Source organism: Arthrobacter sp. Y3221087, from assembly GCF_059089905.1.
Genome location: NZ_JBNHFE010000001.1, coordinates 1,110,752 through 1,124,249, shown reverse-complemented (window position 1 = coordinate 1,124,249; position 13,498 = coordinate 1,110,752). Strand labels below are relative to the sequence as shown.

The following is a 13,498-nucleotide window of genomic DNA, read 5'->3' as shown; positions in this document are numbered from 1 at the left end:
CCAGTCCGTCGCTCAGGCATTCAGGTAGCGATAGACGGACGGCTCCGAGATCCGGAACATCTCCGCCAGCCGGGACACAGTGAAGCCCTGGCTTCGGAGGTTTTTGAGTTCGGCGATCTTCTTTTCGTCCAGTAGTTTCCTGCGGCCCCCTTTAGCTCCGCGTGCCCTGGCGGCAGCAAGGCCCGCCTGCGTACGCTCCAGCATCGAGTTCCGTTCAAACTCCGCAAACGCGCCCAGGATGTCGATCATCATCTTTCCCATGGCTCCCTCGTCCGTGAGACCTTCCGTGATGGACCGGAAGTGCACGCCCCTGTCGCGGAGTTCCTGGATGGTGGAACGAACGTGGGTTAGGTTTCTGCCCAGGCGATCCAGCCGCCACACAACGAAGGTGTCGCCTGTGCGGCAGTAGTCCAACGCTTTCTGCAGTCCAGGCCTGTCGGCCTTGGAGCCGCTGACGCCTTCGTCGGCGAACACCTTTTCGACACCTTCGCGAATCATCGCGTCGCGCTGAAGGTCGAGGTTTTGATCTGTTGTGGACACTCTCATATAACCGATCAGCGCCATGGTTCTCACCGCTTATTTCCGAGTTTTCTGGGTCCTTCAATTTTATCAAAATGCCTCTCAAAAAAGGGCCGATTACCCCACCCATTTTGAAGTCGGGTTCTAATAACCCCCGTTAGCCCCAGGAGGCTTCCAGCAGGGGTTTCAGACCCCTTTCACCCAACCATGGTTTGTGGCGGTCTAGTCAGGGGCTTGGGGGAAGGCCCTGCACGCCTCTGGAGGACCTTCCCTAAACGACTTCCTACCCTGATCCTGGGAGAAGAATCTGCAGAAGGGCCTCCCAGTTAGGAGCACTTGGGAGGCCTTCCGCCCTGGCCCCGTCCGGCCTTGCATGTGGAATCCGGGTGGAGCCGCCCGCTGGGAACCCGTCAGCGGGAGTCGGTGCCGCGCAGGGGGATTACCCAACCCCTGTTGCTCCCTCTGCACGGCGGTCTCTGGTCTTTTTTACAATGACCGAAAACCCTATTAAATCTGCTTTATCCTTCTTCCGCCCCTGGGCTGATTCCGGGCCCGTTAGGGATGGGCGTGGGAAGGTTCTTGCCAAGGTCCCGGCCTTCCATGGAGTAGAAGGCATCGCGGTGGCGCGTGTACCTCACGGCGTTCAGGACAGCGACGAGGTGCTCCATTTTGGGCCAGATCGGGAAGCCTTGACCGTCGGCAACCGTCTCGTGGAGGTAGCCGCGGGCAGGTGGCTTGATCTCCTCCTCGCTGAATCCGCCGTTCAGGAGGTGGGCCACTGCGTCGTCGTGAATTTTGAGGTCCTGGTCCACCAGGTCCAGCAGGGACATGATGGCGCGAAAAGCTTCGTCCCGGGCGTTCTGGAGGTTGTCGCGGGAGGCTTCGAGTTCCTTACGGACGGGGCCGGCCACCGCTTCGCGGTGTTCGCGTTCACTGCGCACACGTTCAGCTTCGGCACGCTCGCGCCTCCCCTCCTCTGCCTTCTCCTCCAAGAGGATGGCGGCCTGAGCCTCCGCAGCTTCGTGTGCGCTGACATCCTCGCCCCGGAAGGCTTTCTCCAGGAGGGCCGTGTACGCTGCCCTTGCGCTCAGGTGGGGGTGCTCAGCCATAAGGGCGGCAGCTTGTTGCGCCCGTGCTTGGGCTACCGTGTACGCGGAGGTCATAAGGAAGTGCCCGCAGTTTAGCCGGGAGATGCAGACCGTCTGCTGCCCTTCGTTCCGCAGCAGGTTATAGCCGGGGTAGGTGGGGACGTCCTTGCCTACGGTCGGACCGAATGCCTGGACAAACTCGCGGGGTTCGATGATTTCCCCGCCTTCAACGCTGGGGTGGTCGCAGGTCACTTGTCCCGCCCCAGCAGCTTGTTCGCTTCTGCCGTTAGGTAGGCGGCTTCCTCCTGCGTCCACGTGCGTTTTGGCGTTGCCCGGGTCAGGCCGTCGAGGTATGCGGCTGAGGCGGCTTTCTCCACAGTCTCCGGGGTGCGGAGGTACAGACATCCGCAATCTGATCGGCCCAGGGAGCGGTCTGGATCGTCGGCGAACGGCCTCTCGCCACCGGTCGGGATGGTGTCGGAGTTGAGCAGGTGGCGGGCGCTTTCCAGTGCCATGCCCTCCAAGTAGTCTGCGTCCGTGCGGTGTTGATGGCCGTCTGCTGACTTCATCACGACCCAACCTGAGATTCCGTGAGCGGGCTCTGACACACCAGAAGTTTCCTGGATGTCCATCTTGACCATTTTTCGCTGACGGTCTGCGCGTATGAGCTTCTGGATGAAGTCGTCAAAGTCGGGAGTGGTAGCCAATGGGGTTCCTTATTGGTCTAGTGCTGGCTGAAGATCCACGCTCCCTCGTGTTCTTCCATTTTCGCAGGAACTAAGGGCCAGGAGGCGGAGACTCCGGGTATTCCTCGCGTGTTTTTTCCTGTGTATTGCCAGCGGGCTGGCTGGGTTCCGTGTAGGCCCGAAAAACCTCCTCGACCTGTGCCACAGACTCGGCCCAGCCATCCCAGAGGCCAGGCACTTCCTGAAACTCAAGGTCAGGGAGTTCCGGCAGCGGACCCAGCATGGCCGGGATGTCGTCTTCAAGTTCGCTCATGGCGTTATCACCATGCGATGCAGCACGACTCGCACCGCCCATCGTCGTTCAAGGGCTTTACTTCGCCGCACATGGAGCATGGCCAATCTTCCGTGAAGTCTGTGGTACTCAAATTGGTTTCCTCAGGTTCCCTGTAAAGAGCCTGTCCTGTCCTGTCCTTGCCTTTGTCGTCATATGACGAGTCATGCTGACGGTCATGTGATTCGTCATATGACGGTTCATTGGCTTTCTTCCTCTTGCGGTAAGCCTTGGAGGCGTTAGCGGCGACCCTTCGTTTGTGGTCCAGGCCTTCGAGCTGGGCCTTAGAGGACTGGGCATCCTTGTAGCTTTCAATCTGCCAGCCACCCTCCACGGTTTCCCAAAGGCCCAATGCCACGAGAGCACCGGCGTCGGCAGTGTTTGCGCGGGGAATCAAGGACAGTTCCTCTGCGGGAATGAGGCCGTCTGTGCGGTTGGACACTGACCAGGCATTGGCATTAACGAATAGGCGGAACTGGGCGTCTGTGGCACGTGCAAGACGGCGGTCATTCAACCAGCGTTCTGGAAACCTAGAGTCCATCGTGAGCACCAACCCGTGCTGCGTCGTATGACGACTGACGTGTGAGCCAAGCCCAATGTTCGATCATTGCCGGGTTTTAGCCTGCGTCTGCCTGGTCGAACTGGGCGTCAACCCACGCGACGACGTCCGACTTACGGAACATCACCCGGCCACCGATCTTGGCTGACTTCGGCCCCGTCCCCGCATGCCTCATCCAACGCATCTGCGCTGGAGACTTCCTCAGGAACAACGCTGCCTCTTCCAGCGTCATCAACTCCATCACTACCTCCATTCGATGTGGAACAGCCTGAGCCGCTATACGAACCAGACTACACCCGATCGTGTTTGGATCGTTGACGACTTATGCAAAACCGTGTAGAACTTAATTTATGGTTGTGGAGAAGGCCCAAGGGGCTCAGATCGAAGAACAGTTCATTCAGCAGATGAAGCTGTTGCGGGAGATGCAGCGCATCAGCCAAGTCGAGCTTGCTGCCCGGATGGTCGAGGCAGGTTGGGACTACTGGCGGCAAACCACCGTGAGCAGGGTTGAAAAGTTTGAGCGCATTATTCGTCTGGGTGAAGCGCACGATATCGCCAAGATCTTGCGCATCGACCTGACCGGAATGCTTGCCTTGGACACGGAAGCACAGGATCAAAACATCAGGGCGGAAGTGCTTCGAAGAGACCTGGACGACTGGGTGGGTCGTTTAAACGGAAGCGTGGCCTCGTTCATGGAGCAGCTGGAACAGTTCCACACCACACTGAACCAGGCCGGTAACCAGGAGCTGGCCCGCGCGGCGGAAGCCGAACCCACCCGCCGTGTGCATATTCAGTACCGGGACGACGATCCGACAGATGTGGAGGTCCGCGATGGCATCAATCCAGAAGCGTGACGACGGGAAATGGCGGGCACGCTACCGGGACTCGGCGGGCAAAGAACACGCTCGGCATTTCGCCCGAAAGATCGACGCTCAGAAATGGCTGAACGAAGTCACCGCCGCTATCGTCACCGGCACGTACGTGGACCCAAGGGCCGGAACAACTACCCTTACAGCCTTCTTCGAGGACTGGTCAAAACGCCAGATATGGGCGGGCGGGACCGCTAAGGCCATGAGCCTTGCCGTGCGCTCCTGCACTTTTGCCGACGTGGAGTTCCGCAACCTCAAGCGCTCCCATGTCGAGTCATGGGTCAAGAAGATGGATCAGGACGGCCTGGCCGCAGGAACGATCCGCACCCGCTTGAACAACGTGCGCTCCGTGCTACATGGTGCCCGCAACGACAGGTGCCTTGCTGTAGACCCTGCGGAGGGGGTCTCCCTGCCCCGCGGACGCCGGGCCGAGCACGCAATGGTCATACCCTCCCCCACTGATGTCGGGAAGCTTCTGGAGGCAGCTGACGCTTCGTTCAGGCCCTTCGTCGCCCTGTGCGCCTTCGCCGGACTGAGGCTGGGCGAGGCTGCCGCGGTGCAGCTTTCCGACATCGACTTCCTGCGCCGGACCCTCAACGTTCAAAGGCAGGTCCAGAGGGCAGGGGAAGGCACCGTGTCGATCACTCCACCGAAGTATGGTTCGGAGCGTGTGGTGCATATACCGGACGGCCTCGTGGAGATGCTTGCCGCGCACATCGGGAAGATCGGCGTACACGGTGCTCACCACTGGCTGTTTGTGGGCGACGGCGGGATGCCGCCGCATCAGAACACCGTTGGCTACTGGTGGCGCAAGACCGTCAGGGACGCGGGGTTGGCAGGAGTCCGTCTGCATGACCTGCGGCACTTCTACGCCTCAGGCCTCATTGCTGCCGGGTGCGACGTGGTGACCGTTCAGAGGGCACTTGGGCACTCCAAGGCCACCACGACGCTGAACACGTATTCCCACCTGTGGCCTACCGCTGAGGACCGCACCAGGTCCGCCGCCGGGGCCATGATGAGGGAAGCTCTTGGCGGTCTTGCGGACTCTGTGCGGACTGACAGCGCCTGATCCCTTTATTTGCATGGGAAAAGGCGTCTAATCACACATTGAAGCGGAACTCCACCACGTCGCCGTCGGCCATGACATACTCCTTGCCTTCGATGCGCACCTTGCCGCGGGACTTGGCCTCGGCCATGGAACCCGCCTCGACGAGGTCCTCGAAGGAGACCACTTCGGCCTTGATGAAGCCGCGCTGGAAGTCCGAATGGATGACGCCCGCTGCCTGCGGCGCGGTGTCCCCCTGCTTGATGGTCCAGGCGCGTGCTTCCTTGGGGCCCGCCGTGAGGTAGGTCTGCAGGCCCAGTGTGTGGAAACCCACCCGTGCCAGCTGATCGAGGCCGGACTCGTCCTGGCCGTTCATTTCCAGCATTTCCCGGGCTTCTTCCTCGTCCAGTTCCACGAGGTCGGCCTCGAGCTTGGCGTCCAGGAAGATGCAGTCTGCTGGGGCAACCAAAGCACGGAGTTCCTCCTGCTTTTCCGGGCTGCCCAGGATTGCCTCGTCCGCGTTGAATACGTAGATGAAGGGCTTGGCCGTCAGCAGGCCGAGCTCCTTGAGGTGTTCCATCTCCAGCTTGTCGCTCTTGATCGAGGAGTAGATGGTGTCGCCGCGTTCAAGGACCGCTTGGGCAGCCTTGATTGCCGCGAGCTCTGCGGCCTCCCGCTTCTTGATCTTGACCTCTTTTTCGATCCGGGGGATGGCCTTCTCGATGGTCTGCAGGTCGGCGAGGATGAGCTCGGTGTTGATGGTTTCCATGTCAGAGCGCGGGTCCACCTTGCCGTCGACGTGGACGACGTCGGGATCGTCGAAGACGCGGACTACTTCGGCGATTGCCTCGGCTTCACGGATGTTGGCCAGGAACTGGTTGCCGAGCCCTTCGCCTTCGGACGCGCCCTTGACGATGCCGGCGATGTCCACGAAGGAGACCGCTGCGGGCAGGATACGCTGCGAACCGAAGATGCCGGCCAGCTTGTCGAGGCGGGGGTCGGGCAGGTTCACGACGCCGACGTTCGGTTCGATGGTGGCGAACGGATAGTTCGCGGCCAGGACCTGGTTGCGGGTAAGTGCGTTGAAGAGGGTTGATTTGCCGACGTTGGGCAGTCCGACGATGCCAATAGTAAGAGCCACGAGCATTGATTCTACCCGCAGGGCGTCCCCCGCCTGTACCCGCGGATGTCACTGCCCTCGATTGTCCGACCCCCATGCCACAGTGAGGGCATGGATGTTTTTGCGTTGATTCTGGCCTTGTTCATGCTGCTGCTCGGCGCCCTTGCCGGTGCTGCTGCCACCTACTTTGTGCTGCGGAAAAGCTCCCATGCCCTGGAGGCGGACTTCGACGCTGTCTCGTCCAGGCTCTCAGAGGTCAGCGCGCAGTTCGCAGCGGCCGACGCCGAGCGCCGACTTTTGGCGGCACAGAACCGGGAGCTTGGCGAGGCGCGGACGCAGGACGGCAGCGTGCTGCGCGCGCTTGCGCCGGTGGCGGAGAAGCTGTCGGCGGTACAGCAGCAGGTGGCCCTGTTGGAGCGCGACCGGGTGGAACAGTACGGCCAGCTTGCGCAGCAGCTGCGGGAGGCCCGGCACTCGGATGAACAGCTGATCAGGTCCACGCACGCGCTGGAGTCGGCATTGCGCTCAAACAGCGCCCGCGGACAGTGGGGCGAGGTGCAGCTGCGGAGGGTAGTGGAAGCATCGGGGATGCTCCGCCATGTCGACTTCGTTGAGCAGCTTCACAGCGCCGGCAGCGATTCGTCTGTCCGCCCCGACCTTGTGGTCCAGCTTCCCGGCGAAAAGCAGCTGGTGGTGGACGCCAAGGTTCCGCTGTCGTCCTACCTGGAGGCCCAACAGTTGGGTGCAGTGGATTCCCGGCCCGGGCAGCAGGGGCGGACGGTGCAGGCGGATGGCCGGTCGCAGCAGGCGCTGCTGGCTGCCCACGCGAAGGCCCTCCGTGCGCACGTGGATGCCCTCAGTAACAAGAAGTACTGGGATATCCCGGGCAACTCGCCCGAACTGGTGATTTGCTTTATCCCGGCTGAATCAATCCTGGCAGCTGCCTTGGCCGCGGACGCAGAACTCCTGGACCATGCCTTGTCCAGGAACGTGGTCCTGGCCTCCCCCAGCACCCTCCTGGCTGTCCTGAAATCAGTTGCCTTCACGTGGCGGCAGGATGTCCTGACGGACAGCGCCCGGGAACTGTTCGACCTTGCCCGGCAGCTCTACGACCGGATGGGAACGCTCGGCGAAAACGTCAGCAAGCTGGGCTCATCCCTGAAATCGTCGGTGGACCGCTACAACGCGATGGTGGGAACCCTCGAGGCGCGGGTGCTGCCTACGGCACGGAAGCTGAACTCCCTGGAGGAGTCCGGCCTGGCTGCTCCGCCGGCAGTGGAAGCCACGCCGCGTGCCCTCTCGGCTCCTGAGCTTCAGCAGGATGAGGCTGCAGCCTAGGAAAGGGCAAGGCAGCCTGGGAAAGGCAAAAAGAACCGGAGCGGGCCCCGCAGCTGTAAGCTGCGGAGCCCGCTCTATTCTTTGAAGCGCCGTTGTTTCAGCTGCGCGGCCTGCGCCCGCCCAACGCACGGCTGACATCCCCGGCCTGCTTGAGTGTTGCGCGGAGTTCCTTGGGCAGCGAGAACAGGAGGTCCTCTTCAGCGGTGACTACTTCCTCCACTGTGCCGTAGCCGTACTCGGCCAGCAGCCGCAGCACGTCCTGCACCAGGACTTCGGGAACGGATGCCCCGGACGTTACGCCCACGGTAGCAACGCCCTCGAACCAGGCCTCGTCAACCTCGTTGGCGAAATCCACCCGGTAGGAAGCCTTGGCACCGTATTCGAGGGCCACCTCCACGAGCCGGACGGAGTTGGAGGAATTGGCGGAGCCGACAACGATCACCAGATCCGCCTGCGGCGAGATTTTCTTGATGGCCACCTGCCGGTTGGTGGTGGCGTAGCAGATGTCGTCGCTGGGCGGATCCTGGAGCGTAGGGAAGCGCTCCTTCAGCAGCCGGACCGTCTCCATGGTCTCGTCAACGCTGAGGGTGGTCTGCGAGAGCCAGATGACTTTTTCCGGATCCCGCACGGTGACCTTGTCCACCTCGTGCGGGCCATTGATGATCTGGATGTGCTCCGGCGCTTCGCCCGCCGTGCCTTCCACTTCCTCATGCCCGTCGTGGCCAATCAGGAGGATGTCGAAGTCATCCTTGGCAAACCGGACGGCTTCCTTGTGGACCTTGGTCACCAGCGGGCAGGTGGCATCGATGGTGCGCAGCCCGCGCTCCTCGGCTGACTCGACCACCGCGGGAGAAACGCCGTGCGCCGAAAAGATGACCAGGGCGCCCTCAGGCACCTCATCGGTTTCATCCACGAAGATGGCGCCCTTTTCCTCTAGGGAGCTGACAACGTGGACGTTGTGCACAATCTGCTTCCGCACATACACCGGCGGGCCGTAGTGTTCGAGGGCCTTTTCGACGGCGATGACAGCGCGGTCCACGCCCGCGCAGTAACCGCGGGGCGCGGCCAGCAGCACTTTCTTGGTTCCCAGGACAGGGGCTGCAGCTGCTACTTCCTCCGGAGAGCGGCGCCGACGCGGGATGGTGGGCATCGAAAGGGAAACAGCTGAGGAGGTCATTTCTCCATGCTACCGGGTTGTCCCCGGGCGCCTCCGCGATGCGATCCCGGCCACAGCGCCCAGCAACACCAGCACGCCGCCGGCGAGGGCTGCAGCAACGGTCCAGCCCGTGAAGTCTGCGGTTGCCGCGGCCACGAATTCGTTCCGGAACATGTTGGCCACCTCGTTGCCGGTGTCCGTGGCCAGTGCCCGCGCCGAACCTATCTGCGCACCGAGGGCCCACAGCCCCGCGAGCACCAACCCGCCGAGCCCGGCGCCCACCAGTACTGTCCAGCGCCGGCGGGCCGCGACAAGGGCAAGGAGGAAGGCGATGCCCGAGCCTGCTGCAAGCAGGTAGCCCATGGGGGCGTACGTAGCCAGCCGCTCCGTCCATTCCCGCTGTTCGGGCTGGCCAACGTTGATCAGCGTCTCCCCCGGCGGATCCAGTGGCAGCCTGGTGGCGCGCGAGATCTCCTCAACCCCCAGTGCCACCAGCGGTGCTACGTCCAGGGTCAGGGAGGACACGGATCCGGTAGCGCCTGGGCCCGCAGGAGCCTGCGGGAAACTCAGCCGGTGGCTCTTGCGAAGGGTCTCTTCCCAGGCCACCGGATACCCCGGAAGGCCGGCCAGTGACGTGGCGGCATCCTCCAGCACCGGCTGGACAAGGTCACCGAGGAACCCGGGGACTGCGCTGGTGTCAATGGTTCCTACAGCCGCCGTGGCCAGCTGCTGCTGGAACTCCGAGTTCTTTCCCAGAGGGGCCGCCAGTTCCACGAAACCGTCCTCCTGGACGAGGTTGCGGTCAAGCCAGATGGCCGGGACGGCCACGGCTGCCAGCAGGACACCCAGCACGGTGGCCACGGCGGAAACAAAAGTGCGCACAGCAGGTCCTTCGTCGTTGTTGGCGGTAGACCCATCCTAGGCAAGGATCCTGGCGGGATTCTGTCGGTCCCGCATGCTACAGCTTATGGATAAGGTTGAATGACCGCCGTACAACAGACGAAGGACCCCATGCCCGCAGCTCCAGCCCCGCAAGGGCGTTTGCATGTCTGACCAGGCTTCCCTTCCCGGCACCGCACCCTCCACCCTGCCCGCGACGGCTGCTGAAACCACCCCGGACAACCCCTGGCCGCTGCAGTTGCTCTCGCAGAAGCTCAAGGCCCACATCGACAGGACCCCGTCCGCGTGGGTGGAAGGCCAGGTCATCGAGCTGAACCGGCGCGGAAGCAACGCCTACCTGACGCTGCGGGATGTTGATGCGGAAGTTTCCCTGCCCGCCTCGGTCTGGACCAAAGTACTGGAACGCCAGAACCTGCCCCTTGAACGCGGATCCCGCGTGGTGGCCCTGCTGAAGCCCGAATTCTGGATGAAGACCGGCCGGCTCAACATGCTGGTCCGCGATATCCGGCCGGTGGGCCTCGGTGACTTGCTGGCCCGGATTGAACGGCTCCGGCAGGCCCTCTCCGCCGAGGGGCTCTTCGCCGATTCCCGGAAGAAACCCCTCCCCCTGCTGCCGCACCGGATCGGCCTGATCACCGGCCGAGACTCGGACGCCAAGAAGGACGTCCTGCGGAACGCTGCGCTACGTTGGCCTGCGGTGGAGTTTGAAATCAGGGAAGTGGCCGTCCAGGGCAACACCGCTGTCTCTCAGGTGGTCCGTGCCCTCCGCGAGCTCGATGCCCACCCCGTTGTGGATGTCATTGTGATCGCACGCGGCGGTGGCGCGCTCGAGGACCTGCTTCCGTTCAACAGCGAGGAACTGATCCGCGCCGTAGCGGCGGCGGCCACCCCTGTGGTGAGTGCCATCGGGCATGAGGCGGACCGGCCGCTGCTGGATGACGTCGCCGATCTGCGTGCCTCCACGCCAACGGATGCAGCCAAGCGGATTGTTCCCGAGGTCTCCGAGGAACTGGCAGGCGTCCGGCAGGCACGGGAACAGCTGCGCCGCTGCATGGAACGCCTGGTGGACCGGGAATCGGACAGGCTGGCCTCGTTGCGCTCCCGCCCCGTCCTGGCGTCTCCGGAAGGACTGGTCACCGTCCGGGCCGAGGAGATCGAACGGCTGCTGCGGCGGTCGTCCGCTGCCGTGAACTCCACGGTTGTCCGGGCCGCGGACCAGTTGGAGCATCTCAAGGCGCAGGTGCGGGCGCTGTCGCCGCAGAAGACGCTCGACCGCGGGTACGCCGTCGTCGAGCTCGCAGGCCGGCAGGCCGCACCCACCGCGGTCGCCGGCCACGCTGTGGTCCGCCGCGCGGTGGACGCCCCGGCAGGCTCTGCGCTTTCCATACGCGTGGCGGAGGGGCGTTTCGGCGCCACCTCCACCGGAACGCGCAACCCGAAGACGCAAACGGACGTAATGCAGGAAGGAGACGCTCATGAGTGAGCAGACAACAGATGCCGCCATCGCGGGGCTAAGCTACGAGGAGGCACGCGAGCAGCTCATCGCCGTCGTGGGCCGGCTCGAGGCGGGAGGCGCCAGCCTGGAAGAGTCACTGGCGCTGTGGGAGCGGGGCGAAGCCCTGGCCGCCCGCTGCGAGGAATGGCTGGAAGGGGCAAGGAAACGGCTGGCCGCTGCCCGCGACCAGCCGCTGTAACAGGCAGGCTCAGGAGCGCAGGATCAGCTCCCGCTCGGTGGGAACGTCAAAGTCGGCTTTCGGCCATTGAAGGTCTAGTTCGGCCAGCGCACCAATGAGCAGCTGCTGCACGGCGATGCGGGCATACCACTTCTTGTTGGCCGGGATTACGTGCCAGGGGGCTTCCCTGGTACTGGTTTCGTCGAAGGCCGCCTGGTATGCATTCATATAGTCTTCCCAGAACGCCCGCTCATCGAGGTCGCCCCGGTTGTATTTCCAGTGCTTCGCCGGGTTGTCCAGGCGGGCCAGCAGCCGCTCTTTTTGTTCCCCGCCGCTGATGTGGAGCATCACCTTCACCACCTTGGTTCCCGATTCGATGAGCCGCCCCTCGAACTCGTTAATGGCGACGTAGCGCCTTTTGATCTCCTCGGGACTTGCCCAGCGGTGGACGCGGTGGATCAGGACGTCCTCATAGTGGGACCGGTCGAAAACCCCCACCATGCCGACAGCAGGCACTTCCTTCTCGATCCGCCAGAGGAAGTCGTAGGACTTCTCCTCGGTCGTGGGAGCCTTGAAAGCCTTGAACTGGACACCCTGCGGATCCATCGCCCCCATGACGTGCTTGACGATGCCGCCCTTGCCGGCCGTGTCCATGGCCTGCAGGATGAGCAGGATCCTTTTGCGGCCGCCGAAACGGGATTCGGCGAACAGTTTTTCCTGCAGTTCGGCCAATTCGTCGTCCATGTCGGCCAGCAGTGCCTTGCCGTCCTCCTTCGTGCCGTTGTAGCCCGGGGTGGCATCCGGGTCGACGTCGGACAGTGCAAATCCGTCGCCTACACGCAAAGTTTCAGAAGGAAGCTGCTCGAACCGAGTGACGCCGGCCATGGGGAATCCTTTCCGCGAAGTGCCACGGGCCTCATAGCCCGTGTGCACAGGCTAGTTCCCCTGGTACCTGCTCAGGAAGTCCCCCATCCGGCCAACAGCTTCCTCAATGTCCTTGACGTTGGGAAGCGTAACCATGCGGAAGTGGTCCGGGCGCACCCAGTTGAAGGCCCGGCCGTGGGACACCAGGATCTTCTGCTCCCTGAGGAGGTCCAGGACGAACTTCTCGTCGTCCCGGATGTGGTAGACCTCCGGGTCAAGCTTCGGGAAGAGATACAGGGCGCCCCGGGCCTGCTGGGTGCTCACGCCGGGGATGGCGTTCAGCATGTCGTAGGCCTTGTTGCGCTGCTCCAGCAGACGGCCGCCGGGCAGGATCAGGTCGTTGATGCTCTGGTATCCGCCAAGGGCGGTCTGGATGGCGTGCTGCGCCGGGACGTTCGCGCACAGGCGCATGTTGGCCAGCAGGCTGATGCCCTCAAGATAGTCGGCGGCGTCCTTCTTGGGTCCCGAAATAGCCATCCAGCCGGCGCGGTAGCCGCACACCCGGTAGGCTTTGGACAGCCCGCTGAAGGTCAGGCAAAGGACGTGGTCGCCGGTGAGCGCGGCGAGGTTGATGTGGACGGCATCCTCGTACAGGATTTTTTCGTAGATCTCGTCGGCGAAGATCACCAGCCCGTGCTTCTCGGCCAGGGCAACGATGCGCTTGAGCGTCCCCTCCGGGTACACAGCCCCGGTGGGGTTGTTCGGGTTGATCACCACGATGCCCTTGGTCCGGGGCGTGATCTTGGATTCGAGATCCTCCAGGTCCGGCTGCCAGCCGGATTCCTCGTCGCAGAGGTAGTGCACGGGTTTTCCGCCGGCCAGCGCCACGGACGCGGTCCAGAGCGGGTAGTCCGGGGTAGGGATGAGGACTTCGTCCCCGTCGTCCAGCAGCGCCATCAGGGACATGGTGATGAGTTCGCTGACGCCGTTGCCCAGGTAGATGTCGTCCACATGGATGTTCTGGATTCCGCGGGTCTGGTAGTACTGCGATACGGCCGTCCGCGCCGAGAAGATGCCGCGGGAATCGCTGTAGCCCTGCGCATGCGGCAGGTGCCGGATCATGTCCACCAATATGGCATCGGGAGCTTCGAAGCCGAACGGCGCGGGATTGCCGATGTTCAGCTTGAGGATCCGGTGGCCCTCCGCTTCCATCTGCTGGGCGGCCTGCAGGATCGGTCCACGGATGTCATAAAGGACGTTGTTGAGCTTTGTGGACTGCCTGAATTCTGCCATTCCTCAAATATGCCACAGGAAGGATGCACGGCCGCTGAGACCTCGCCCACACGAACG

The 13,498-nt window shown here is 63.0% G+C and carries 16 protein-coding genes; 5 read left to right on the top strand and 11 right to left on the bottom strand.

Annotated elements, in window-relative coordinates:
- Positions 1-12 precede the first annotated feature (12 nt).
- From AC5RUO_RS05370 to AC5RUO_RS05345, 6 genes are all read right to left on the bottom strand, one after another.
- Complete coding sequence (locus AC5RUO_RS05370) at positions 13-564, bottom strand: recombinase family protein (RefSeq protein ID WP_494103381.1); 552 nt, start codon at positions 562-564, stop codon at positions 13-15.
- A 473-nt stretch (positions 565-1,037) separates the two neighbouring features.
- Entirely contained in the window at positions 1,038-1,859 is an 822-nt protein-coding gene (locus AC5RUO_RS05365) for a hypothetical protein (RefSeq protein ID WP_494102992.1), read from the bottom strand.
- Positions 1,856-2,179, bottom strand: coding sequence for a hypothetical protein (locus AC5RUO_RS05360; RefSeq protein ID WP_494102991.1), 324 nt, complete (start codon positions 2,177-2,179; stop codon positions 1,856-1,858). The genes AC5RUO_RS05365 and AC5RUO_RS05360 overlap by 4 nt, the downstream gene beginning before the upstream one ends.
- A gap of 205 nt (positions 2,180-2,384) precedes the next feature.
- Positions 2,385-2,606 (bottom strand): hypothetical protein, encoded by a 222-nt coding sequence (locus AC5RUO_RS05355; protein ID WP_494102990.1) that lies wholly within the window; start codon positions 2,604-2,606, stop codon positions 2,385-2,387.
- A gap of 7 nt (positions 2,607-2,613) precedes the next feature.
- Positions 2,614-3,174 (bottom strand): hypothetical protein, encoded by a 561-nt coding sequence (locus AC5RUO_RS05350; RefSeq protein WP_494102989.1) that lies wholly within the window; start codon positions 3,172-3,174, stop codon positions 2,614-2,616.
- Between the two features lie 67 nt (positions 3,175-3,241).
- The gene (locus tag AC5RUO_RS05345; RefSeq protein ID WP_494102988.1) at positions 3,242-3,424 is read right to left on the bottom strand and encodes a helix-turn-helix domain-containing protein; all 183 of its coding nucleotides are present in this window, start codon (positions 3,422-3,424) and stop codon (positions 3,242-3,244) included.
- A gap of 109 nt (positions 3,425-3,533) precedes the next feature.
- On the opposite strand from AC5RUO_RS05345, the gene AC5RUO_RS05340 reads away from it, so the two are divergent.
- Positions 3,534-4,037, top strand: coding sequence for a helix-turn-helix domain-containing protein (locus AC5RUO_RS05340; protein WP_494102987.1), 504 nt, complete (start codon positions 3,534-3,536; stop codon positions 4,035-4,037).
- Positions 4,015-5,121 (top strand): tyrosine-type recombinase/integrase, encoded by a 1,107-nt coding sequence (locus AC5RUO_RS05335; protein ID WP_494102986.1) that lies wholly within the window; start codon positions 4,015-4,017, stop codon positions 5,119-5,121. Before AC5RUO_RS05340 ends, AC5RUO_RS05335 begins: the two co-directional genes overlap by 23 nt.
- 31 nt (positions 5,122-5,152) lie before the next feature.
- Here AC5RUO_RS05335 and ychF read toward each other — a convergent pair whose 3' ends face one another.
- Positions 5,153-6,238 (bottom strand): redox-regulated ATPase YchF, encoded by a 1,086-nt coding sequence (gene ychF / locus AC5RUO_RS05330; RefSeq protein WP_494008831.1) that lies wholly within the window; start codon positions 6,236-6,238, stop codon positions 5,153-5,155.
- A gap of 90 nt (positions 6,239-6,328) precedes the next feature.
- On the opposite strand from ychF, the gene AC5RUO_RS05325 reads away from it, so the two are divergent.
- A complete protein-coding gene (locus AC5RUO_RS05325; protein WP_494008832.1) occupies positions 6,329-7,555 on the top strand; it encodes a DNA recombination protein RmuC in 1,227 nt (408 codons plus the stop codon).
- A gap of 97 nt (positions 7,556-7,652) precedes the next feature.
- On the opposite strand, the gene AC5RUO_RS05320 is transcribed toward AC5RUO_RS05325, so the two are convergent.
- Entirely contained in the window at positions 7,653-8,732 is a 1,080-nt protein-coding gene (locus tag AC5RUO_RS05320; protein WP_494008833.1) for a 4-hydroxy-3-methylbut-2-enyl diphosphate reductase, read from the bottom strand.
- Positions 8,733-8,741: 9 nt separating this feature from the next.
- Complete coding sequence (locus AC5RUO_RS05315; RefSeq protein ID WP_494008834.1) at positions 8,742-9,593, bottom strand: hypothetical protein; 852 nt, start codon at positions 9,591-9,593, stop codon at positions 8,742-8,744.
- A gap of 163 nt (positions 9,594-9,756) precedes the next feature.
- On the opposite strand from AC5RUO_RS05315, the gene xseA reads away from it, so the two are divergent.
- Positions 9,757-11,094, top strand: a complete 1,338-nt coding sequence (xseA, locus tag AC5RUO_RS05310; protein WP_494008835.1) for an exodeoxyribonuclease VII large subunit — start codon at positions 9,757-9,759, stop codon at positions 11,092-11,094.
- Positions 11,087-11,305: an exodeoxyribonuclease VII small subunit gene (locus AC5RUO_RS05305; RefSeq protein WP_494008836.1), complete on the top strand. Its 219-nt coding sequence runs from the start codon at positions 11,087-11,089 to the stop codon at positions 11,303-11,305. The genes xseA and AC5RUO_RS05305 overlap by 8 nt, the downstream gene beginning before the upstream one ends.
- 9 nt (positions 11,306-11,314) lie before the next feature.
- Here AC5RUO_RS05305 and AC5RUO_RS05300 read toward each other — a convergent pair whose 3' ends face one another.
- Together AC5RUO_RS05300 and AC5RUO_RS05295 are read right to left on the bottom strand one after the other, a co-directional pair.
- Positions 11,315-12,169 (bottom strand): polyphosphate kinase 2 family protein, encoded by an 855-nt coding sequence (locus tag AC5RUO_RS05300; protein ID WP_494102985.1) that lies wholly within the window; start codon positions 12,167-12,169, stop codon positions 11,315-11,317.
- A gap of 51 nt (positions 12,170-12,220) precedes the next feature.
- The gene (locus tag AC5RUO_RS05295; RefSeq protein WP_494008838.1) at positions 12,221-13,441 is read right to left on the bottom strand and encodes a pyridoxal phosphate-dependent aminotransferase; all 1,221 of its coding nucleotides are present in this window, start codon (positions 13,439-13,441) and stop codon (positions 12,221-12,223) included.
- Positions 13,442-13,498: the final 57 nt, after the last annotated feature.

Coding starts and splice junctions, on each gene's coding strand:
- AC5RUO_RS05295 (WP_494008838.1), bottom strand. CDS start 13,441: ATGGCAGAATTCAGGCAGTCCACAAAGCTCAACAACGTCCTTTATGAC.
- AC5RUO_RS05300 (WP_494102985.1), bottom strand. CDS start 12,169: ATGGCCGGCGTCACTCGGTTCGAGCAGCTTCCTTCTGAAACTTTGCGT.
- AC5RUO_RS05335 (WP_494102986.1), top strand. CDS start 4,015: ATGGCATCAATCCAGAAGCGTGACGACGGGAAATGGCGGGCACGCTAC.
- xseA (WP_494008835.1), top strand. CDS start 9,757: ATGTCTGACCAGGCTTCCCTTCCCGGCACCGCACCCTCCACCCTGCCC.
- AC5RUO_RS05370 (WP_494103381.1), bottom strand. CDS start 564: ATGGCGCTGATCGGTTATATGAGAGTGTCCACAACAGATCAAAACCTC.
- AC5RUO_RS05305 (WP_494008836.1), top strand. CDS start 11,087: ATGAGTGAGCAGACAACAGATGCCGCCATCGCGGGGCTAAGCTACGAG.
- AC5RUO_RS05355 (WP_494102990.1), bottom strand. CDS start 2,606: ATGAGCGAACTTGAAGACGACATCCCGGCCATGCTGGGTCCGCTGCCG.
- AC5RUO_RS05345 (WP_494102988.1), bottom strand. CDS start 3,424: ATGGAGTTGATGACGCTGGAAGAGGCAGCGTTGTTCCTGAGGAAGTCT.
- AC5RUO_RS05320 (WP_494008833.1), bottom strand. CDS start 8,732: ATGACCTCCTCAGCTGTTTCCCTTTCGATGCCCACCATCCCGCGTCGG.
- AC5RUO_RS05340 (WP_494102987.1), top strand. CDS start 3,534: ATGGTTGTGGAGAAGGCCCAAGGGGCTCAGATCGAAGAACAGTTCATT.
- AC5RUO_RS05325 (WP_494008832.1), top strand. CDS start 6,329: ATGGATGTTTTTGCGTTGATTCTGGCCTTGTTCATGCTGCTGCTCGGC.